The following is a 21,852-nucleotide window of genomic DNA, read 5'->3' on the forward strand; positions in this document are numbered from 1 at the left end:
CATGACGACTAATTTTTATATTCCGGAAGATCATGCACCTTTACCGCCGAAAGATGCTGAAGTACTCACTACTGCCTGTGATTACTGCATTGTGGCCTGTGGATATAAGGTTTACCGCTGGCCGCTGGAGAAAGCCAATGGTGGCATGAAAGCCAGTGAAAACGCCTTTGGGATTAATTTTCCCTCTGCGCCACTGCAGGCCTGGGTAGCCCCTTCGCAGCACAATGTGGTGATGCATAAAGGTAAGCCGCATAACATCGTAATTGTGCCGGATAAAGACACCAAACACGTTAACCGCAACGGTGATTCTTCCATGCGGGGCGGGATGATCGCCCAGAAAGTGTATAACCCCGGCACCGCAACCCGTGACCGTCTGACTCAGCCGCTGATCCGTATCGGCGGTACATTGCAGCCGGTCACCTGGGATATGGCACTGGAAATCGCGGCTGAAGTTGGCAAATACGTGATGGAAAAACACGGTGAATCTGCGTACGGCGTAAAGACATATTCGTATCAGTACATCGAAAATACCTACGCGATTTCCAAGTATGCACTGCGTCACGTGAATACCCCGAACTTCACCTTCCACGATACACCGTCGGATGTGACCTCTACGCCGGGGTTCCGGGATGCGGGCTTTGATAACTTCGGGCCGAGTTATGAAGACTGGGGCAGTGCCGACACCCTGATGATCTGCGGGACTGACCCTTACGAAACCAAGACCATTCTGTTTACCCAGTTCATCATGCCGGCGATTTACTCCGGGATGCAGACGGTGATTCTGAACCCGCGGGAAACCGCCGGCATTGCCTTCATGAAGAAACATGGCGGTTTGCATCTGGATATTAATCCCGGTTCAGACAACCTGGTGCTGGGGGCAATCTCCCGGGTCATTATGGAAAACGGCTGGGAAGATTCCGAGTGGATCAGCAAGTGGGTTAACAGCAAGTGGGAGTCTAACTCCGGCTTCGGTCAGGGTACCCGTAATACCCCGTGGCAGTGGCGTACCACCTGGGGCAAATTCCAGACTAATGGTTTTGAAGACTATAAAAAGTGGGTGTATGCCCAGCAGGAATATGACCCGAAATACGCGGCAAAGGTTGCCGGTATTGATGTGGATAAGATCTACAAAGCGGCAGAAATGCTGGCCAAACCGAAGGACGATGGCAGCCGCCGCAAAACGTCCATCGGGATTGAGAAGGGCTTCTACTGGTCGAACAACACTGGTAACACCAATGCCATCAGTTCGCTGGCAACCATTGTCGGTGCCGGTGGCCGTGAAGGCCGGGTCGTCGGTCGCTTTGGTGGGCACCAGCGTGGCGGCGTGAAGGGCGGTAAATTCCCGCGGAACAAGTCGCCGGAGAAAGTGCCGGGCCGGCGTCGCCGGGCGCTGGACACTGACCGCTGGCTGTATTCCGGCCATACCCGGTTTGCCCATGTCATCGGTACAACCTGGATTCAGTCTATGAGTGGTTCTCAGGGGTTGCAGAAGAAGTTCTGGGAGCTGACCACCGCGAATCCGAATCAGGTCTACAGCTACGATAAGCAGGACATCATCGACACCCTGAAAAAGCGGGTGGATTCCGGCGGCATGGTGGTGGTGAACCAGGATATTTATCTGCGTGATCCGATCGGTGCCAAGTTTGCTGACATCGTGTTCCCGGCCGCGACCTGGGGTGAAGAAAACTTTATGCGCGCCAATGGCGAACGCCGCCTGCGGCTGTATCAGAAGTTTAATGATGCTCCGGGGCAGGCTAAACCGGACTGGTGGATCATTGCCCAACTGGCCAAGCGGATGGGCTATGACGGTTTCGACTGGCGTAACGCCAACGAAGTGGCGGAAGAGGCTTCCCGTTTCAGCCGTGGCAGCCGTAAAGACTTCCACATGATTAAGATTGCCGCCCATAAGGAAGGCAAAACCCTGCACGAAAAACTGCGTGAGTTCGGCACCGACGGCATTCAGGGGCCGGTGATGTATAACTACGAAACCGGTGAGCTGGTCGGGACTAAGCGTCTGCATGACACCGAACTGATGAATAAGCCGGAAGAACTGGCTGCCATGGGCCTGAAAGACGGCCCGCAGGAGGCCAACGTGTTGGGTAAGAAGTTAACCCACTTCAATTCTCAGACCGGTAAGGTCAACCTGCAGAAACATCCGTGGGGGCTGTTCAGTGATTTTTATGAATGGCTGACGCCGAAGGATGACGAACTGTGGTTCAGTAATGGCCGTATCAATGAAATCTGGCAGTCCGGCTTTGATGACGTGGAACGCCGTGCTTACGTGATTCAGCGCTGGCCGGAAAACTGGGTGGAAATCCATCCGGAAGACGCGAAGAAGCGGGGCATTGAATCAGGCGATCAGGTGATGATGTATTCCGACCGCGTGGTCGGGGTGAAAGATACCATTCTGGGCGTCCATGCTGATGATTTCCAGTTCTCCGAGCTGATGAAAAACGGCCATGTGGAGCTGAGCAAAGGGGCGGTGACTGCCGTCGCTATTGTAACGCCGGCGGTGAAGAAAGGCGTGCTCTACGCCAACATGCTGGATATGCGGCAGCCGTCTAACTCCCTGAGTGCCCGGATCGTCGATAACATCAGTGGTAACTACAACTACAAAATGGGTGTCGCGCGGATTCGTAAGCTGGGTGAATCCCAGTACAAGAAGGAGTTCCGCAGCTTCTCATTCGCACCGCGCAATATTGTTTGATCAATATTGTCTGATCTAAGTTTGGTGGGCTGCTATTACCGACTGGACAGGTAATGGCAGCAAGCAAATGCCCCCTGACGCTGGCTTACCTGTGCGGCTTAAGGGGGCATTTTTTTATCTGACGTTTACTCACCGGATGTCAGGGCTTTTCTTATCTCTGTTGCCAGCCACTGCGCATCTTCCACCCGGTGTCCCCAGTCCTGAAACTGGTAATGCCATCCCATCTGTTCACAGAATGCCTGCTGATAGTCTGCCGGAATGCTTTCGTCCCGCCGGCCAATAACGATGCCTGCCGGCCTGACGGCTGAATTCAGCGGAGTAAACGCATTCAGCATCGCCGGTGTGAAATGAATAACGCCGCCGTTGGCGTAATCTTCTGCCGGTTGCTGCAGGTATTTACTCAGGCTGAGGGCCGGTTCAAAACAGGCATTGACTGCCAGGCAGGGTATGCCGGTGAGTTCTGCCAGTTTCAGCGCGTAATATCCGCCCATCGAAGTGCCGGCCAGCAGGGCCGGTTGCTGTTTGGTGATCAGCTGCGTCAGCAGCGCAATACTGGCCGTGTAATCCTGTGGCGCATAGTCCGGGGCGGTAATATTCAGCCCGGCATTTCGCAGGGCGAGGGCAGTCGAGGCCTGGCCGCCGGAGCCCAGACCGTGCAGATAGAAAACCTTGTTCATTGTCAAAACTCAGGCCGGAGAAAAGCTGTATTGTAAATGAACAGCTCAACATTTTGATGATTAATCCGCGGCTTAGGTGTTGTTTACTCCGGTTGGTTTGTTATGGTTTAAAGCAATCGGCGGCCATTGCCGGTGTAAAGAGATATCTGACTTCACCGGAGGTAGCTGGTAATACAGTCACAGAGAAGCAAAAGCGGCGTGGTATAAGCAGGACCTGAAAGAAATTGCTTCCACAGGGCAAATGTTCAGGTTTGCTTACTGAAGTACACGCTTTTGGTTTTGGCAGAACCGGCTTTACCTGGCCGGTTTTTGAATTCCCTGTGTAACGGACGACATATTCAGGGCTTGGTAAAACGTAATAAGGCTTCGATGCATGTCACGTTCGTTATATTGGAAAATTACTTCGCCGGTGCTGCTGATTGCACTGGTGGGCACACTGACAGTCTCTCTGGCAACACCGTATTTGCTGGAGTGGTTTGTTACTAAGACTGCTGTTGATAACGCGCAGCAACAGGCTGCTACCTTCCGTAATATCCGCAACTACTATTCTGAACAGGTCGTTTCCAAAGTCACAGGTTCCGGGCAATTCAGTGTCATGGCCGACCATCAGACCTCTGCTGCAGGGGTGCCGGTACCGGCAACCTTCCTGATAGAAATGGTTGATTATGATCAGCCTCAGGAATTGGTGATGACTGATCTCATCAGTCCTTACCCTTTCAAAAACCGCATTGAACGGAAGATGGATGAGTATCAGAAACGGGCCTGGAAAGCGGTGCAGGCGAATCCTGATGAGTTTTATGTCGAGCTACTCGAGCAGGATGGCAAGATGATGGTGCGGGCAGCCCAGGCAGATACCCTGAATGCGCCAGCCTGTGTTGCCTGCCATAACAATCATCCGACCTCAATCAAGCGGGACTGGAAATTGGGTGATGTGCGCGGTTTGCTGGAAGTCAGTACCGTGGTGGATGGCTGGCTGGAACGGGGCGTCTGGATCAGCCGTACATTATCCGGGGTAACCTTACTGGCGTTTGCCCTGGTGATGCTGGTGAATTTCCGGGTAGCGCGGCAGGTGTCTGAACCCCTTAACCGGATTTCCGGTTCCCTGCGTAGCCTGTCCCGGGGAGAAGACCGGGGGCTTGCCCCGGAGGACTATCAATACCGGGAGGTTGAGTCACTGGCAGATGCTTTTAACGGTTTCAGTGACAAAGAGCGGGAACGTAAACAACTGGCCACTAAAGTAGAAAAACTGGCCTATACCGACCCGCTGACCGGGCTGGCCAACCGGACCGGCTTCCAGCAGGAGCTGGATAAAAGAATGGGCGACAGTGATGCGCGCAAAGTGCTGGTGCGTATCTGGCTGGTGGATGTGGATCATTTCCGTGATATTAACGATACCCTGGGCTATGAAGTGGGCGATAAGGTGCTGTCTATGCTGGCCGCAACACTGCAGGCTGCTTTGCCAGCGGATACTTTGCTGGCCCGGCTGGGGGAGGATGAGTTCGGTGTTTTGCTGGATGAGGCGGTGGATACCGCCGACTGGGCCGGCCTTGAACAGATGGCTGAGCAAGTGCAGCGGGCGGTGGCCGAGCAGATATCCGTGGCCGGACGGACGCTGCAGCTCAGTGCCAGTGTTGGGGCTGCTTGCTCATCCCATGAGGCGGCGAATGGTCAGGAACTGATTTTACAGGCCAATATCGCCCTGCATCAGGCGAAAACATCCGGGCGTAACCGGGCAGTGATCCATTCTCCGGAGCTCAGCGAGGCGGTCACTCAGCGGGTGGAGCTGGTGCACGATATGCACACCGGTCTGGATCTGGGAGAATTTGTGCCTTTTTATCAGCCACAGTTTGATTTGCAGACGGGGGCTTTGATTGGCGCTGAAGCCCTGATGCGCTGGCGGCGTAAAGACGGTTCACTTATGCCACCGGGGATGTTTATTCCGGTGGCGGAGCAGTCCAGCCTGATCGTACCGATGGGGGCACAGATTTTAGAGAATGCCTGCCGGGACTGTCAGGCATGGCAGGCACAGGGGCTGGCAGGTATCCGGGTGGCTGTTAACGTATCCAGCGTCCAGTTTGCCGATGATGATCTGGCCGTACTGACCGGAGACGTGCTGGGCCGTACCGGTCTGCAGCCCGCATTGCTTGAACTGGAAGTGACGGAAAGCGGCCTGCTGGCAGAAGTGGATGAAGTAATTGCTTCACTGCAGAAACTTCATGAGCTGGGCATTGAGCTGGCACTGGATGATTTCGGCACCGGATATTCTTCACTGAGCTATCTGAAAACCCTGCCGGTGGACCGTCTGAAGATCGACCGGGAGTTCGTCCGGGATTTACTGAACAGCTCGGATGATCAGGCGATTCTGAAAATGATCGTTGAGCTGGGGCAGCAGCTGAATCTGAAGATTCTGGCTGAGGGCGTGGAGGAAGCTGAACAGTTAGCGCTGCTGAAAGCCAGTGGCTGTCAGGAGGTGCAGGGATTCTACTATGCCAAACCCTTGCCGCTGGATGAGTTTATTGAGTTCGCCAGACACTACCGGGTTGAAGCAACCGCGTAAGCCTGAATAAAAAAACCGCCTACCGGCGGTTTTTTTGTCTGTGTATCTGAAAATAATCACATGTCTTATGTGGTACATAGCGGATATTTGCCTGACAATGGATTCCGGTGTCTTAAAAACACAGGGGTTTCACCGTGATTATTCGTCCGCAGCCTAAGTCCTGGGAATTATTATTCATTCATCAGGGATCGATCATCGGCAATGTAATCGGCAAGATTGTTTTCTTCACCGGTTTTGCTATCTGTTTGCAGCTTATTCACCATTTTATACAGCCGTTACCGGATGTTTCGATTACGGCGATGGGGGTGTTCGGCATTGCGCTGTCGCTGTTTCTCGGTTTCCGTAATAACGCAGCCTATGATCGCTGGTGGGAAGCCCGCCAGCTGTGGGGACAGATTATTGCCGACAGCCGGGCCGCCGGCATTGAAGTGAATACTTACCTGTCGCAGGCACAGGCGCGGCGTTACTGGATGGGCTATCTGCAAATGTTTCTGTATTTCCATCGCCAGCAGCTGCGCGGTGAGGCGCTGGATTCCCATCCGCAGGGCTGGTGCGATCCCCAGGCCTGCCAGCGAATGCTGGAGGCCGTAAACCCGGCGGCGGCAGCGCTGCAGCAGGCCGGTGAGTACCTTAACCGGTTGCACACCGCCGGTGAACTGGACGACTTCGGGCGGCTGACGCTGGCCCGGCGTTTAGCGGCGTTTGCCTATGCTCAGGCGGGAAATGAACGCATCGCATCCACCCCGCTACCTTTTGTGTATTCACTGCTGGTGCGCCGCACCACATATCTCTACTGTCTGTTGCTGCCCTTCGCCCTGACCGGCGAAGTGGGATGGTTTTCACCGCTGATTGCCGCGGTGGTGGCCTATGTGTTTTTTGGTTTGCAGGCGGTCACCAATGAGCTGGAACATCCTTTTGCGGATGTTAAAAATGCATTGCCGCTCTGTGCCATTACCCGAACCGCTGAGAACGCCATTCTGGAAGCGCTGGGCGAGCCTGCCAGACCTGCCATTGAAGCCCGGGACTTTGTGCTGAGTTAGAGAATACATGCGCTAAAGTAGTGCTGGGTGGCTAACCGTTTTACAATGTGCCGGCCTGTGTAGGACAACAGACAGGTACAGGATGATAATGTTAAGTCATATGGTTGAGCCTAAGAGGTAATCAGCCCATATCAATGATGATCAGGGATATTAAATGAACAAGGTACTTGTTGCAGGTTTGGTGGTTGCCGTTGGCGCTGCGGGATATGTGGGTGGCGTAGCGGTCACGGCCGGAAAAGTGAATGAAGCCTTCGCTGCACAGATGGACCGGCTGAACCTTGCCTATGCCGGACAGGCTGAAGTTGGTTATAAAGGTACTGCCGGCATGTTTTCTTCTGATTATCAGGTCAGTGTGAAAATTCTGGGTCTGCCGGAAGATCTTGTTGCTGACGTCGGTAGCTCAGAACTGTTTCTGGATGTGAACTTTAAGCACGGTTTTCTCAACAGCACCAGCACTTCAAAATTGGCGGATACACAGCTGCGGACCGACCTGAAAGAGATTCAGGCGAATAGCGCAGAAGAGTTTTTAACGGCTGAAACCCGCTACAGCTACGACATGGGTACCGAACAGGTTCTGGTTGACGGTGATTTCCAGCTGGCAGCGCTGGCGTATGCCGAAGCTGGCGAAAGTTTCAGCCTGGCGGCATCTGCCGGTACATACAGGCTGGCGGGTGAGACGTTTGATATCAGCATGGACGTTGGTGCACTGAAGCTGGATACAAGTGAAGGCAACATGGCCGTCAGCGGTGTCAGCCTGACTGAATCCGGCACTCTGTACGCGGCTGACCCGATGATGACGACCGCATTTGATTTACTGATATCAGCGGATACCTTTAGCTTTCAGGATGCTGAGCAGAGTGTGGAGATCAAAGGGTTTAACGTAACCGCGGATCAGAAAACCGAAGGCGACCGTACCCTGATCGGTGTCGGCTACGGTGCCAGTGAAGTTCAGGTTCAGGGCCAGGATATCGCAGAGCAGGTAAGCTTCACGCCGAACATGCATATGGTGTTTGATGTCGACTTTGACGCCTTCTATAGCCTGGCGAAGCAGGTTGGCGATTTACAGCGCACCGATCCGGCACAGCTGGAAGATCCGTTTGTGATGATGGGCATGCTGGGCGGTCTGACCGGAAAAGGTCTGGGGCTGGAAATTGATGATCTGTCCATTGGCCTGCAGGGCAGCAAGGTCAGTGCCACTGCCGATCTGGACATGCAACCTTTCACGATGGAAGAAGCCATGATGCAGCAGCAGGCGTTGCTGCAAAAAGTGGATCTGGATGCCCAGTTGGTGATTCCGTCTGAATTACTGGATGCAATTTCAGCGCTTGATCCTGAGTTTGATCCGTCCATGCTGGATTTTGCTGTGATACAGGGCATGCTGGTACAGGATGAACAGGGGTACCGTGGTGAACTGACCGTTAAGGACGGCCAGGTGATACTCAACGGTACACCGCTGCCACTGTAAGTTTTCCCTTTGCAGGTGCGAAGTGTCGCACCTGCAGTTATACAGCCTTCCTCTCTTGCGGTATTATGTCTGCCGCTTTTCCGATAGTTACCGGTGAATCGCCGGATATCGCTGCAAAGCCTTTACCAGAGGCCCCTGTAAGGCCTTTGTTTTTATTTGAATAAGTTGGCTTACCAAACCTATGTTACTGCTGATCGATAACTACGATTCCTTTACGCATAATGTTGCACAGTATTTCGGTGAACTGGGAGCAGATGTCCAGGTGCACCGCAATGATGAAATCAGCATTGCAGAGATTGAAGCACTGCAGCCTGAGCAACTGGTTATCTCTCCGGGTCCCTGTACGCCGAATGAGGCCGGTGTGTCTGTTGAGGCAATGGATTATTTTGCCGGCAAGTTGCCGGTATTCGGAATTTGCCTGGGTATGCAGAGCATGGGGCAGGCGTTTGGCGGTAACGTGGTACGTGCCCGTCAGGTGATGCACGGCAAAGTGTCAAAGGTTTATCATAACAATACCGGTGTATTTGAAGGGCTGGCGAATCCTGTCAGTGTGACCCGGTATCACTCACTGGTGGTGGAGAAAGACTCCCTGCCTGAGTGCCTGGAAATGACCGCCTGGACCCAGCAGGAAGACGGCAGTGTGGACGAGATTATGGGGCTGCGGCACCGCACACTGGATATTGAAGGGGTGCAGTTTCACCCGGAGTCTGTTCTCACCGAACAGGGTCATGATTTAATGGCAAACTTTCTTAAGCGTCGTGGCCCGGCCACGGCAGCTGCAGAACAATAATTTAGACGAAGGAAGCCGACATGGATATTAAACAAGCACTGGCGGTGGTTGCTGAACAGCAGGACCTGTCGACTGAACAGATGCAGGCGGTGATGAATCAGATCATGACCGGCAATGCCAGCGATGCCCAGATTGGCGCACTGCTGATGGGCCTGCGGATGAAAGGCGAATGTGTGGCTGAAATTACCGGCGCGGCGGATGCTATGCGCAAGCTGGCGACCCCGGTATTTATTCAGGCAGACAAAGCGGTGGATATCGTCGGTACCGGCGGTGACGGTTCTAACCTGTTTAACGTATCCAGCGCTTCCTCCGTTGTGGTGGCAGCTGCTGGCGGTCATGTGGCCAAGCACGGTAACCGTTCGGTTTCCTCCAGTTCCGGTGCGGCAGATCTGCTGGAAACAGCCGGCCTGAATCTGGAAATTAATCCTGAACAGGTTGCCCGCTGTATTGATGAAGTGGGTGTAGGCTTTATGTTTGCACCGCAACACCACAGCGCAATGAAATACGCGATTGGCCCGCGCAAAGAAATGGGGCTGCGCACCTTATTTAATATTCTGGGGCCGCTGACCAATCCGGCCTCTGCCCGGCATTATCTGCTGGGGGTGTTTGATCAGTCGCTGTGCCTGCCAATGGCGCAGGCATTACAGGCACTGGGCGCTAACCATGCGCTGGTGGTACATGCTGCGGATGGTCTGGATGAAATCAGTCTGGCGGAAAAAACCTTCGTCGCCGAGCTGAAAGACGGCGACATCAGCGAATACACCATCAGTGCGGCGGATGCCGGTCTGGAGGTTCAGTCTCTGGACGGCCTGCAGGTAAACGGGTCGGATGAAAGTCTGGCGCTGATTAACGCCGCATTTGCCGGTGAAAACATGAAAGCTGTGGATATGATTGCATTGAATGCGGGTGCTGCGTTGTATGCGGCGGATCAGGCGGACAGTCTGGCGGCCGGTGTGGCACTGGCAAAAGCAACCATTCTTGAGGGTAAGGCCGCGGCGAAACTGCAGCAGCTGGCCGAATTTACGCAACGTTTTAAGGGCGAATAATGAGTCATCCTGATACCCCGACTATTTTAAAGAAGATCATCGCGCGTAAGCACGAAGAAGTGGCTGAGCGTCAGGCAAAGGTGTCTGTTGATCAGCTTAAAGAACAGATTGTTGCGCAGCAGGGCAGTGCAACTGATCCGCGTGGCTTTGTGGCCAGCATGCAGAAAGCCCTCAGCGAAGGCCGTTCGGCGGTGATTGCTGAAGCGAAGAAAGCCAGCCCGTCGAAGGGCGTGATGCGTGATCCGTTTGTGCCGGCCGATATTGCCGCGTCATATGAAGCTGGCGGCGCCAGCTGTTTATCCGTTCTGACGGACGCAGATTTCTTTCAGGGCAGCGAAGACTACCTGATGCAGGCCCGTGCAGCCTGCAACCTGCCGGTTATCCGTAAAGACTTTATTGTGGATACCTATCAGGTGTATGAAGCCCGGGCGATCGGTGCTGACTGTATTCTGCTGATTGCCGCCTCCCTGACGGACGAACAGATGCGCGAGCTGAACGATCTGGCCATCGAACTGGGCATGGATGTACTGATTGAAGTACATAACCGTGAAGAGCTGCACCGTTCGCTGCCGCTGAACAATACCCTGGTGGGCATTAATAACCGTAACCTGCACACCTTCGAAGTGACGCTGGAGCACACCTACGAACTGCTGGATGAAATTCCGCAGGACCGTATCGTGGTGACTGAAAGCGGCATTCTGAATCAGCAGGATGTACAGGATATGCGTGCCAAACAGGTTAACAGCTTCCTGGTGGGTGAAGCCTTTATGCGGGCGGAAGATCCGGGCGCTAAACTGAGTGAGTTGTTTGCCTGATCTACAGGGCAAAAGCTGTGCTGAATATTCATTTTCATAAGAAGTATAAAAATCATGCAAGCAAAAGTTAAATGGGACGGCGATGTCCGTTTTAAGTGTACGACCGGTTCCGGTTTTGATCTGACGTTGGATGGTGAACTGAAAGAAGGTCCGCGGCCGATGGAAATGATGCTGCTGGGGCTGGGCGGTTGCACTTCCTATGATGTCGTGGGTATTCTGAAGAAAACCCGTCAGGACGTGGTTGACTGCGTGGCTGAAATTGACGCTGAGCGGGCGGATGCTGTACCGGCGGTGTTCACTAAGATTCACGTTAAGTTTGTGGTTTCTGGCCGTGATCTGAATGAGAAGAAAGTGGAACGTGCCGTTAAGCTGTCTGCAGAACAGTATTGCTCTGCTTCACTGATGCTGGAAAAGGGCGGTGTGGAAATTACCCACAGCTACGAGATTATCGAAGTTGAGTAACTGATGGTGTAGTGGTTCGGAGACTGTGTGGCGGTGGCTGCACAGTTGACTGAGATGGGTTAGTCGGAGACTGGCTGAAATGCGAAACGGATATGTTCAGACATCTTATCTTTTAAACTTCCTGATGCTGATGGCATTGCTGGCGCAGGCTGTGTCTGCGCGTGCCGAAAGCAGCAAGGTGTATTTGCTCGGCAATATAGATATCCGGGGCACTCCCGTCACAATTTCTGTGTTACTGCATGAGCGGAAGGTAACCGAGCTGGCTGAGTGCCAGGCATTTCTGAAGAAAAATATCCGTAACAGCATTGCCGACCAGCAACTCTACCGGCACCATATCCGGCAGCAGAAAACCGGTATTACCCTCAAACCCCGTTACCGCTGCATTGAGTCGGACCGTAAGATCAGCCGCTGGGACCCCCGCGGTTTCTATCAGTACATCTATCTGGTTGATATGCGTGAATCCCTGAGTTTCACCCGGTATGAAGATACTAACAGCTGCTGGGCTGCCATCCGTGACGATGCGGAAAAGCATTCCGACAATCTCTTCTGTGCCAAAATGAATCAGCTTATCGACGGCGTCTGAGCCCGGTTCAGCCGCGTGAGTTTAGGGTATTTCCGGGCGCGGTATTCTGGCTGAGAATTCTCCGTTGCATCTCTGTGTATGAAAACTGCACAGGTGATTGTTTTTATATCTGATTGGCGTATAATTCTGCCTCCCTTCGGCTGTGTGCCGGGGTGGAATTAACTTTAACTCCTTGCTTCCGGCCGTTTACGATACGGGTTGGGGGCTGTTTAAACCGTAAGGAGCAATTAATGCGTCATTACGAAATCGTTTTTCTGGTTCACCCTAACCAGAGTGAACAGGTTCCAGCGATGGTTGAGCGTTACACCAAGCTGATCGAAGAATCTGAAGGTCAAATCCACCGTCTGGAAGATTGGGGCCGTCGCCACCTGGCTTACCCAATTAACAAGATCCACAAAGCACACTACGTTCTGATGAACGTTGAATGCGAACAGGAAACTCTGGACGAGCTGACTAACATCTTCCGTTACAACGATGCGGTTATCCGTAACATGGTTGTACGTCGTAAGGAAGCTATCTCTGAAGTATCTCCTATCAAAGCTGCTGAAGGCCGTGAAGAGCGTCGTCCACGTCGCGAAGACAAGCCTGCTGATGCACCTGCACCTGCTGCTGAAGAAGCACCAGCTGCTGCTGAAGAAGCTGCTGCCGAGTAATCGGTTTAATAACATTTATTATTGAGGAGATATATCATGGCCCGTTTTTTCCGTCGTAGAAAATTCTGCCGTTTTACCGCTGAAGGTGTTACCGAGATCGATTACAAAGATCTGGACGTCCTGAAAGGTTACATCACTGAAACCGGTAAAATCGTTCCTAGCCGTATCACTGGTACTAAGGCTCGCTACCAGCGTCAGCTGGCGACTGCTATCAAGCGCGCTCGCTACGTTGCACTGCTGCCTTACACTGATGCTCATCAGTAAGCAGAACTGCTACTGACTGATAGGTTTTAGAGCGACAGTCCGTAAGGATTGTCGAGCAAGAATTCAGAGCTGTTCGCAGCTCGTAAGATATAGAGGTTTGCGAGATGGAAGTAATCCTACTCGAGAAAGTTGGCAAACTGGGCGGCCTGGGTGACAAGGTAAACGTTAAGGCTGGTTTCGGTCGTAACTACCTGGTTCCTTTCGGTAAAGCTGTTCCTGCAACTGCTGCCAACCTGGAAACATTTGAAACTCGTCGTGCTGAACTGGAAAAAGCTGCAGCTGATAAGCTGACTGCTGCCCAGGCGCGCGCTGAAGAACTGAACGAAGTTGAACTGTCTGTTGTTGCTAAAGCTGGCGACGAAGGCAAGCTGTTCGGTTCTATCGGTACTAACGATATCGCTGAAGCAATCACTTCTGCCGGTATCGAAGTAGCTAAGAGCGAAGTTCGTCTGCCAGAAGGTGCTATCCGCGCTACTGGTGAGTACAGCGTTGCTATCCAGCTGCACCCTGAAGTAACTGCTACTGTTGGTATCGTCGTAGTCGGCGAATAATACCTGTGGCAGTCACCTGATATTCCGATATCAGGTGAGATAAAAAACACCGCGTAGTATTATATTGCGCGGTGTTTTTTTATGCCTGCAGGAAGTGGTTTGCCTTCGGGGCAGTGATTGCAACAGGCAGCGGCGTACAGTAAGTGTCTGCCGTGCTAGAGTGATCAGCAAGATGAATAAAATCAGTGGTACGAAGAGGGCTGAGAGTGGAAGAGCTGGAATCTGAGTCGAACGAATTAGCCGGGGTTAAAGTCCCGCCGCATTCCCAGGAAGCCGAGCAGTCAGTGCTGGGCGGGATGATGCTGGATAATAACGCCTGGGATACGGTGTCGGAAATTGTTCTGGAAGCTCAGTTTTACCGGCATAACCACCGGTTGATTTTCCGTACCATGGAAAAGCTGGTTGCAGCGATGCAGCCGATCGACGTGGTGACCCTGTCGGAAGAGCTGGACCGCACGGCTAACCTTGAAGAAGCCGGTGGTCTGGATTACCTGATTGAGCTGGCCCGTAATACGCCGAGTGCATCTAACATCCGTGCCTATGCTGAAATTGTCCGTGACCGGGCGATGCTGCGGCAGATGATAGAAGTGGCGAATGAAATTGCCGACAGCGCTTTCTTCCCGGACGGCCGTGCCAGTGATGACGTGCTGAGCGAAGCTGAGCAGAAAATCTTCCAGATTGCGGAGGAGCGGCCGAACGAAGGTGGGCCGGTTGGGGTAAATCCATTGCTGAAAAAAGCAGTGGATAAAATCGACGAGTTGTTTAACTCTGAAGGCAGTATGACGGGGGTGACGACCGGGTTTGAGGATCTGGATGGCGCTACCGGCGGTATGCAGCCTTCGGATCTGATCATCGTGGCGGCGCGTCCTTCCATGGGTAAGACAACCTTTGCCATGAATCTGGTGGAAAATGCTCTGATGGCGCAGGATAAACCGGTGCTGGTATTCAGTCTGGAGATGCCCGCGGATCAGTTGGTAACGCGGATGCTGTCATCTCTGGGGCGGATCAACCAGACCAAGGTGCGTTCCGGTAAGCTGGAAGAAGATGACTGGCCAAGGCTGACAACCGCTGTGAACCTGCTGCGGGATAAACCGCTGTTTATCGATGATACGGCCGGTATCAGCCCCACGGAAATGCGTAACCGTGCCCGCCGGATTGTGCGTGAGCACGGCGATATCTCGATGATTATGATCGATTATCTTCAGTTAATGCAGATCAAGGGTGGTATGAGCGAAGGCCGTACTGCTGAAATTTCTGAGATTTCCCGGTCCCTTAAAGCGCTGGCGAAAGAGCTGGAATGCCCGGTTATTGCGCTGTCGCAGCTGAACCGTGCACTTGAACAGCGGCCGAATAAGCGCCCGGTAAACTCGGACCTGCGTGAATCCGGTGCGATCGAGCAGGATGCCGACGTGATTATGTTTATCTACCGGGACGAAGTTTATAACGAAGATTCACCGGATAAAGGCATTGCTGAAATTATCATTGGTAAACAGCGTAACGGACCAATCGGTACGACCCGGCTGGCGTTTATTGGTCAGTTCACCAAGTTTGAGAATCTGGCGCCGATGGCGTATCAGGGATATGACGAATAGCCCCTGAGCCTGTGCACTGAACCCCGCGTTATGCGGGGTTTTTTGTGGCGTCAAAACGCTGTTCCAAAGAGGGATTGATTGTCGGAGCTGATCTGTGAATACTGTGGCGGCAAACACATAATCCAACAGGGAGTGACTCAGATGGCAATTACAAGGATTAATCAGTTTCAGGCATCTGCCGGTAATGAAGAAAATATGCCGGCGTTTTTGCGGTCCCTGGTGCCGTATATTTCAGGGTCTCCGGGCTGTATTTCCTGTGAAGTTCTGAGCAACGATGATAACCCTTCAGAATGTATCGTGCTGGAACGCTGGGAAAGTAAAGACGCCCACCGGGCATCCGTCGCTAATTTTCCGCAAAAAGATATGCAGGCCGCCGGCATTCTGTTCGCAGCTTCTCCTAAGGGCTGGTATTACTCTTCAGTCGCGGAATAAGCGTTCAGATAACCTGCCAGAGGCGCAGCAGGTAAATGCCGCCACTGAGCGTCAGAACACAGCCCAGCGTGGTGGTCAGAATGATATTGGCGGCCAGCTGGGCATCTCCCTGCATGGCTTTGGCCATAACAAAACTTGCGGCGGCCGTCGGGCACGCATAGAGCACCATCAAAATCCCCACGTCCTGTCCTCTGAAGCCGTACAGCCAGGCCAGCAGGGTGCCGGCAACCGGAATGATCACCAGCTTCAGGGCCGTCGCCCAGCCAGCGGTAACTGAGCTGTTACGCAGGCTCTTAAGGTCCAGTGAACCGCCGATGGCGAGCAGGGCCAGTGGCAGGGTCAGGCTGGCGAAGTAGTTGCCGATGGCATCGCCAATTACCGGCAGGTGCCAGCCGTTGTAAGAAAACGGCATGGCAAATACTACCGACAGAATCAGGGGGTTGGTAATGATGTCTCTGATGATTTTCCGCGGGCTGACGCGGCTATCCTGCCGGGGAATGCTCAGCACCAGTACCGATAAAACGTTATACAGCGGGATCACACACGCCAGTACCACCGATGCCTGAGCCAGCCCCGGTTCGGCAAACATGTTGAAACATACCGCCAGCCCGACGATGCCGAAATTACCGCGAAACGCACCCTGTACAAATACACCTCTGGCGTTGGCCGCCAGTTTCATCCGGCCGCTGAACCACCACAGCAGAGCAACTGTTGCCAGCGTAAAGGCGGCAAAGAGCAGTAACAGTTGCGGATTAAAAACCGCTTTAAAATCCGTTTGGGAGATGCTCATGAATACCAGTGCCGGCAGGGTAATGGTAAATACCAGCCGGGATGAAGTCGTCACAAAGCCTTCATCGATTACCCGGTAACGGCGTAACAGGTAGCCGAGAAATACGATAAAGAAAATCGGTACAACGATATCGCTGGTGAACAGCAGGGTTTCAAGATAAAGATTCAACGGGCTGCAACCTTCTTGTCAGAGCCAAAACCGGTAACCGGCCGGGGGAATTACCCGGGGATCATAGCAGGTGCAGAATAAAGCTGCGAACAGGCCTGCGGCTATCGCAGGCCCCGGGCAGTACTGTCAGGCGTGCAGTTTCGGGTAATCAAAGATTTCCAGGGTGCCGCATGATTCCGCCAGTTCCGTCCAGCAGGTAATGCTCAGGGGGATGTGCAGCAGTCCGCAGGTCGGAAACTTGCTGAGTTTCTCGCCGGTAAGGTAGGTAGTGAGTAATTCCAGAGACGGGTTGTGGCCGACGACGGCGATATGGCGATGGTGATCGCTCTGGCTTTGCAGCAGGTTCATCAGGGTTTCACTGCGGGCATGGTAAAGCTCCGCGATGTTTTCTATCTCTTCAGGCGGATAGCCGATGCCCCGGGCCAGCTGGATAGCGGTGTTGATTGCCCGGTTGGCGCCGCTGCTGATGATCAGGTCCGGTCGTAAACCCATTTCGCCGGCCCGGGTGGCCAGACCGGGTAAGTCACGCAGGCCCCGTTTGTTCAGTGGGCGGTCAAAGTCTGCCAACTGGGGATCTTTCCAGCAGGATTTCGCGTGTCGAACCAGAGTTAATTGCTTCATTTTTTGCTGCTCTCAATCGCTCACGAAGTACTTTCCATACTAGTTAAGTCAGGCTGAAAAGCTATTAACTTGGGCTTTTTTTCGTAATTAATTGATTCAGGTTTGTTTTCTGATCGCCCCTGGCGTTGCGCCGGTGATGCTTTTAAAAGCTTTGCGGAAAGCCACTTCAGAATGATAACCACAGCGTTCGGCGATATCGGTAATGCTCAGCTCGGAGGTACGCAGCAGTTCGCTGGCCTGCAGCATGCGCCATTCTGCCAGATAACGCATGGGTGTTTTGGTGGTCAGGTCCCGGAATTGCTCCGCAAAACCGGAACGGCTCATGCCGATGGTGTGGGCAAGGTTTTCTACCGACCAGTCTCTGGCCGGTTCTGCGTGAATCAGCCCCAGTGCTTTACCTATCTTGGGGTGGAACAGGGCGCTGAGTAAGCCTTTTTCCAGGCCGTGACCAATCTGGCTGCGCAGAATATGTACAAACAGGGTGTGGGTCAGGTAATTAACTGACACCCGGGTGCCGGGTTCATTGGCTTCCAGTTCGCTGATCAGCAACTCCAGTAAGGTTCGGGTGCTGTGCAGTTTATCTGGCTGGCTCAATTCCAGCACGATTACTTCCGGCAAGCTGTCGAGTAATGGCCAGGCGGCTTTGTTTTCGAATTCAAAAAATCCGCAGGTAAGCCCTGTCAGTGGCCCTTCATCGGGAAATTTGCCGATTTTTTCCAGCGTTTCATCCACCAGATAACGGCTCGGACAGTTTTGTTCGCTGGAGAGCATGTGCTTGCAGTCCCGGGGGAAGATGACCAGATCGCCCTGATGTAATTCCCGTGGGGCGGCGTCGGGTAAATGTAACCAGCTGTGGCCGTTATTCACAAAGTGAAAGGGGACGTGCCGGCTGCCGGACGTGTCAACCGCCCAGCATCCCTGGAAATCTGTATGCAAATAGACCTCTGCCTTGAGTCTCAGCCAGTGAAGGATGTCGCTTAAGCCATCTTGATGCATGGGGTATCTGCCATAGTTTTGGACGAACTGCTAATTATATTGGATTTTCTGGCATACATCGTCTTACTAAAGCTGGCTAAAGTAAAGCCATTCCTGCACAGGGTGCCGGTGATCAATATAACAACCTTTTAAGAAACTAAAGGAAGACAAACAATGAGTATTTTCAAACGTATTACGTCAGCCATGGTGCTACTGGCAGCACTGGTAGCCGCACCTTTTGCAGCGGCAGCAACCCCTGAAGTCCGTGAAGACGGTGTGACGGTTATCCATCTGGATCAGTATGGCGGTTACTTTTCTGCCCATGAAACTGTCGCGGGTCTGAAAACCGGTACCTATGAGTTTGTCGTCACGAATAAGGCAGACAAACTGGTAGGTTTCCAGATTCAGAACAACAAGACCCATGAAGGTCTGGATATGTTTCCGCTGGAGCCGGGTGAGCAGCGTATCTCCCGTGTGACAGTGACTGAAGACGGTATCCGTTTCCGCTGCCCGATCAACCCAACGCCATGGTATGAGCTGGACAACATTAAGAAGCAGTAATTTGACGCCACTCTGGCTTGATTACCGCAGCGCTGTTTAAGACGGCGCTGCGTTTCGGTGTTTTACAGGTGTCTGAAGGAGAATTCTGATGGCCATTATTGAAGTGTATAGCAAAGATTACTGCCCATACTGTAAAGCGGCAAAGAGTTTGCTGGAACAGCTGGGCTGGCGTTACAAGGAATATGAAGTCACGCAGAACTGGAAAAAGCATCAGGAAATGATTCGCCGTTCCGGCCGGAAAACGGTACCGCAGGTGTTTATCGATGACCGGCATATTGGCGGTTACGATGACTTCTCGGCTTATGTGCGCCGTCTGGCCAAAGTCAGTTGATTGAGTTCAGTTGATTGAAAGTTCAGCTGATGTTTAAGCCGGTGTATGCCGGCTAAGCATTTTGGATTAAGTGTCTTCCTGAGTAAAAGCAGTTACTGGCTGAAGTGGAATGTCCCCCCTGTTTCAGTCCGGTATTTTTCAGATGCCGCAGCTCGCCTGCGGCATTTTTTTATCCGTAACAGGATGTCTGCTGCGGGACTATCCGCTGATCGGCCAGAGCTGATAGTGATCCGCAAAGAAATAGGCCGTGATCGACAGGCTGGTGATAATGATCAGCTGTCGGATGCGCTGCTGAGGAATCCGTCGGGATACTGTTGCCGCGGAGTAACCGCCCAGCAGTGAGCCGGTTAACAGAACCCCACCCTCATACCAGACAATTGCACCGTCAGCGATAAAGATCGCAATGGCAATCAGGGATACACAGGACGACACCAGTAATTTAATGCCGTTCATGGCGTTTATATCGGTGTGACCGGTCAGGACCAGATAGCTCAGGGCAATGATCCCCAGCCCGGCATTGAAGAACCCACCATAAATACATACACCCAGCAGTACCGCGCCGGAACAGGCGGCTGCAAGCCAGTGGCGGGGTTTATCTGCGGGTGAAAAATGTCGCAATAGCTTATTCAGCTGATTGCCACAGATAAACAGGGTACTGGCGAACAGTAACAGCCAGGGAATGGCTGCTGAGAAGTGCTCCTGGGGTGTTTGCAGCAGTAGCCAGGCACCGGTTACGCCGCCTGTCAGGCTGATGACGATATACAGTGGGAGTTGTTTTTGGTGGGCTTTTAAATCGTGCCGGAACGCCCAGGTACCGCTCAGGTAGCCGGAACAGGCGGCAAAAGTGTTGGTGGCGTTGGCGCTGATCGGCGGAACCCCGGCGAACAGCAGGGCCGGGAATGAAATAAAACTGCCCCCTCCGGCAACAGCATTAAGCATGCCACTGATGATGCCGGCGGCGAACAGTAACAGCAGATCAGCCGGCGTCATTGATCAGAAAGGCAGTTTTTTCAGTAAGTGCTGGGCCTGTTTGTCCAGCAGCTTCTGGTAACTTTCATTGACTGCTCTGAGCAGTACCTTATCTTCCTCAGACCGTTCGATATCGGCCCCGGCCAGCAGGCTGATTTTCAGGTCCGGCGCTTCACTCAGAGCGGTATGGCTGATCAGTTCGTTGCTGTCGGTCGAGCGGGTCAGATAGCGGGCTTCTTCCTGCAGACGGGGCAGCTTTTTATAGTGACCGCGAACGATGGCCATGTGCAGGTTCAGAATGGGCTGCATCCGGCGGATGCGCTGCTGGTTAAATGCTTTGTACAGGCGGTTAAACAGCTGGCTGGCACAGATCGCGTTGATGCCGTGGGCATCTTCCGGGTTGGGGCGCAGGAACGCCAGTTGCAGATCGCCGTTACTCAGGCGGGTAATTTCGCCCTGATAAATAGCAATGACCATTTCCAGCATCCGGGTGTAGTAGTCCTGCGTCTGTTCCAGTTCCGCAGACGAGAGATTTTCCGCATGCCCTGACGTCAGATCCAGATACAGCAGGTATCCGGCTTCCTCGGCATTGACGATCATTTCCAGTTCCTGCTCGAAGGCATACAGATCGAGCTGCACTTCACCGGTGTCCTGGTCGAACAGTGGGTTTTTAAGAATGCTTGGCCGGTTGTTGTCGGCCTGTTCCTGCGGGGGTGGCTGCACGGTGGGTATATTCGCTTCCTGAGGGATTTCCAGTTCTTCAATGATCGGCGCCGGTGGCGTGTTTGCCTGCGGTGTTTCAGGCAGTGGCTCCGAAGGGGCAAAGCTGGGGATGTTCGGGGTATCAGTATCCGGTTTAAGTAAGTCCACCAGAGCATCCGGCGCAGAGGGCGGTGCGGGCTGATGTGTTTGGTTGCCGGACTGTTCAAACAGGTCTGCGACTGCCGGAGTAGCGATTGCCGGAACGGGTGTGCTGTGTCGGGCTGAGTGGCTAGCTAATTGCGCCTGAAAGGCTTCCTGTTGCTCATCGTCTTCTGCGGGGGGGAGCTGTTTACTGCCCTGGGTTGCGGGCAGTCGGGCCGCCAGCTGCCAGGTCAGTAATATACAGATGATCGCGATGATCAGCGCCAGAATCAGGGCCTGCAGCAGCAACCCCCTGAATTGCAGGTACTGTTCAGTGGGGTTCAGCACCAGGGTCAGGTTGGCCAGACTTTCGCCCTGCTGGGTAATGGTGATGTTGCGTGTCAGGGTGCCGAGCCGGTGGGCATTGCCGGCCCGGGCCAGCAGTTTGTCCGCCGGGGTGCTGACGCTGATGGCATCGATATAATCCTGCCGCACCAGCTGATTGAGCTGGTAGTTAAGACTGACCGGGTCATTGGCAAGAATCGCCGGTTTGATCAGCGCGCCGGTCTGTTCCGCCAGCAGCTGTCCGCGCTGATGGGTTTGCTGTTCGGCGACCCGTTCAGCCACCAGGTTCAGATAGAAGCCTGCCAGAAAAATACCCAGGAACAGGCAGACAGCAACGATGATGGTCAGTTGCAGCTGCGGGCGTTGCCGGGAAGTATTCAGCATAAGTTGTGTGGCTTTGTTTGATAGAGGCTTCATAGGTATCTGTTTAATTAACACTTACGCAGTCAATCTGCTCCGGTTTTGGCAAGGATCAGGCTGCTATTCTCCAGCCGGGAGATAATAGCAGTTAGCCGGGGCGGCTGTCTGTCCCTGCGGGCGCTTTTATTGCCGGATTGTGATTCCTGATTTGTCGGACGGATCAGGCCTTTTTCCTGCCAGAGCCCCGGGGTATAA

General features: G+C 53.4%; 22 protein-coding genes. 16 read left to right on the forward strand and 6 right to left on the reverse strand.

The genetic code is table 11. From position 1 onward, the window contains the following. The first annotated feature begins 1 nt into the window (after window position 1). A complete protein-coding gene (locus tag PCI15_RS04490; protein WP_271273165.1) occupies window positions 2-2,707 on the forward strand; it encodes an arsenate reductase (azurin) large subunit in 2,706 nt (901 codons plus the stop codon). Window positions 2,708-2,832: 125 nt separating this feature from the next. Here the strand turns inward: PCI15_RS04490 and PCI15_RS04495 are convergent, their stop codons facing one another. After that, window positions 2,833-3,384: a YqiA/YcfP family alpha/beta fold hydrolase gene (locus tag PCI15_RS04495; RefSeq protein ID WP_271273166.1), complete on the reverse strand. Its 552-nt coding sequence runs from the start codon at window positions 3,382-3,384 to the stop codon at window positions 2,833-2,835. 373 nt (window positions 3,385-3,757) lie between these two features. Here PCI15_RS04495 and PCI15_RS04500 point away from each other — a divergent pair, with 373 nt between their 5' ends. The 13 genes from PCI15_RS04500 (at window position 3,758) to PCI15_RS04560 (ending at window position 15,634) form a co-directional block, all read left to right on the forward strand. After that, a complete protein-coding gene (locus PCI15_RS04500; protein ID WP_271273167.1) occupies window positions 3,758-5,941 on the forward strand; it encodes an EAL domain-containing protein in 2,184 nt (727 codons plus the stop codon). A gap of 134 nt (window positions 5,942-6,075) precedes the next feature. Further along, window positions 6,076-6,981, forward strand: coding sequence for a bestrophin family protein (locus PCI15_RS04505; protein WP_271273168.1), 906 nt, complete (start codon window positions 6,076-6,078; stop codon window positions 6,979-6,981). A gap of 154 nt (window positions 6,982-7,135) precedes the next feature. Beyond that, window positions 7,136-8,446 carry a DUF945 family protein gene (locus PCI15_RS04510; RefSeq protein ID WP_271273169.1) on the forward strand — a complete coding sequence of 437 codons (1,311 nt, stop codon included), beginning with the start codon at window positions 7,136-7,138 and terminating at the stop codon, window positions 8,444-8,446. A 181-nt stretch (window positions 8,447-8,627) separates the two neighbouring features. Beyond that, window positions 8,628-9,236: an anthranilate synthase component II gene (locus PCI15_RS04515; RefSeq protein WP_271273170.1), complete on the forward strand. Its 609-nt coding sequence runs from the start codon at window positions 8,628-8,630 to the stop codon at window positions 9,234-9,236. Window positions 9,237-9,256: 20 nt separating this feature from the next. Next, window positions 9,257-10,282, forward strand: a complete 1,026-nt coding sequence (gene trpD / locus PCI15_RS04520; RefSeq protein WP_271273171.1) for an anthranilate phosphoribosyltransferase — start codon at window positions 9,257-9,259, stop codon at window positions 10,280-10,282. After that, a complete protein-coding gene (trpC, locus tag PCI15_RS04525) occupies window positions 10,282-11,097 on the forward strand; it encodes an indole-3-glycerol phosphate synthase TrpC (RefSeq protein WP_271273172.1) in 816 nt (271 codons plus the stop codon). The genes trpD and trpC overlap by 1 nt, the downstream gene beginning before the upstream one ends. 54 nt (window positions 11,098-11,151) lie before the next feature. Next, window positions 11,152-11,559 (forward strand): OsmC family protein, encoded by a 408-nt coding sequence (locus tag PCI15_RS04530; RefSeq protein ID WP_271273173.1) that lies wholly within the window; start codon window positions 11,152-11,154, stop codon window positions 11,557-11,559. A 79-nt stretch (window positions 11,560-11,638) separates the two neighbouring features. Beyond that, entirely contained in the window at window positions 11,639-12,142 is a 504-nt protein-coding gene (locus PCI15_RS04535) for a hypothetical protein (protein ID WP_271273174.1), read from the forward strand. Between the two features lie 230 nt (window positions 12,143-12,372). Continuing rightward, complete coding sequence (rpsF, locus tag PCI15_RS04540) at window positions 12,373-12,795, forward strand: 30S ribosomal protein S6 (RefSeq protein WP_205659072.1); 423 nt, start codon at window positions 12,373-12,375, stop codon at window positions 12,793-12,795. A gap of 36 nt (window positions 12,796-12,831) precedes the next feature. Continuing rightward, a complete protein-coding gene (rpsR, locus tag PCI15_RS04545) occupies window positions 12,832-13,059 on the forward strand; it encodes a 30S ribosomal protein S18 (RefSeq protein ID WP_205659073.1) in 228 nt (75 codons plus the stop codon). Between the two features lie 104 nt (window positions 13,060-13,163). Beyond that, a complete protein-coding gene (gene rplI / locus PCI15_RS04550) occupies window positions 13,164-13,610 on the forward strand; it encodes a 50S ribosomal protein L9 (RefSeq protein ID WP_271273175.1) in 447 nt (148 codons plus the stop codon). A gap of 206 nt (window positions 13,611-13,816) precedes the next feature. Then, window positions 13,817-15,202, forward strand: a complete 1,386-nt coding sequence (dnaB, locus tag PCI15_RS04555; protein WP_271273176.1) for a replicative DNA helicase — start codon at window positions 13,817-13,819, stop codon at window positions 15,200-15,202. 141 nt (window positions 15,203-15,343) lie between these two features. Beyond that, window positions 15,344-15,634 carry a putative quinol monooxygenase gene (locus PCI15_RS04560; protein ID WP_271273177.1) on the forward strand — a complete coding sequence of 97 codons (291 nt, stop codon included), beginning with the start codon at window positions 15,344-15,346 and terminating at the stop codon, window positions 15,632-15,634. Window positions 15,635-15,638: 4 nt separating this feature from the next. Here PCI15_RS04560 and PCI15_RS04565 read toward each other — a convergent pair whose 3' ends face one another. From PCI15_RS04565 to PCI15_RS04575, 3 genes are all read right to left on the reverse strand, one after another. Next, complete coding sequence (locus PCI15_RS04565) at window positions 15,639-16,592, reverse strand: AEC family transporter (RefSeq protein WP_271273178.1); 954 nt, start codon at window positions 16,590-16,592, stop codon at window positions 15,639-15,641. 126 nt (window positions 16,593-16,718) lie between these two features. Beyond that, entirely contained in the window at window positions 16,719-17,213 is a 495-nt protein-coding gene (locus tag PCI15_RS04570; protein WP_271273179.1) for a SixA phosphatase family protein, read from the reverse strand. A gap of 96 nt (window positions 17,214-17,309) precedes the next feature. Then, a complete protein-coding gene (locus tag PCI15_RS04575; protein ID WP_271273180.1) occupies window positions 17,310-18,209 on the reverse strand; it encodes an AraC family transcriptional regulator in 900 nt (299 codons plus the stop codon). A gap of 153 nt (window positions 18,210-18,362) precedes the next feature. Between PCI15_RS04575 and PCI15_RS04580 the strand changes: the two genes are divergently transcribed. Together PCI15_RS04580 and grxC are read left to right on the forward strand one after the other, a co-directional pair. Continuing rightward, on the forward strand, window positions 18,363-18,749 hold the full coding sequence (locus PCI15_RS04580; RefSeq protein ID WP_271273181.1) for a hypothetical protein: 387 nt from the start codon (window positions 18,363-18,365) through the stop codon (window positions 18,747-18,749). Between the two features lie 88 nt (window positions 18,750-18,837). After that, complete coding sequence (grxC, locus tag PCI15_RS04585) at window positions 18,838-19,080, forward strand: glutaredoxin 3 (protein WP_271273182.1); 243 nt, start codon at window positions 18,838-18,840, stop codon at window positions 19,078-19,080. 198 nt (window positions 19,081-19,278) lie between these two features. On the opposite strand, the gene PCI15_RS04590 is transcribed toward grxC, so the two are convergent. Next, window positions 19,279-20,070, reverse strand: coding sequence for a sulfite exporter TauE/SafE family protein (locus PCI15_RS04590; RefSeq protein WP_271273183.1), 792 nt, complete (start codon window positions 20,068-20,070; stop codon window positions 19,279-19,281). Window positions 20,071-20,073: 3 nt separating this feature from the next. After that, window positions 20,074-21,654, reverse strand: coding sequence for an atrophin-1 family protein (locus tag PCI15_RS04595; RefSeq protein WP_271273184.1), 1,581 nt, complete (start codon window positions 21,652-21,654; stop codon window positions 20,074-20,076). Between the last annotated feature and the right edge of the window lie 198 nt (window positions 21,655-21,852).

Source organism: Aliamphritea hakodatensis (genome assembly GCF_024347195.1).
Classification (GTDB): Bacteria; Pseudomonadota; Gammaproteobacteria; order Pseudomonadales; family Balneatricaceae; genus Amphritea; species Amphritea hakodatensis.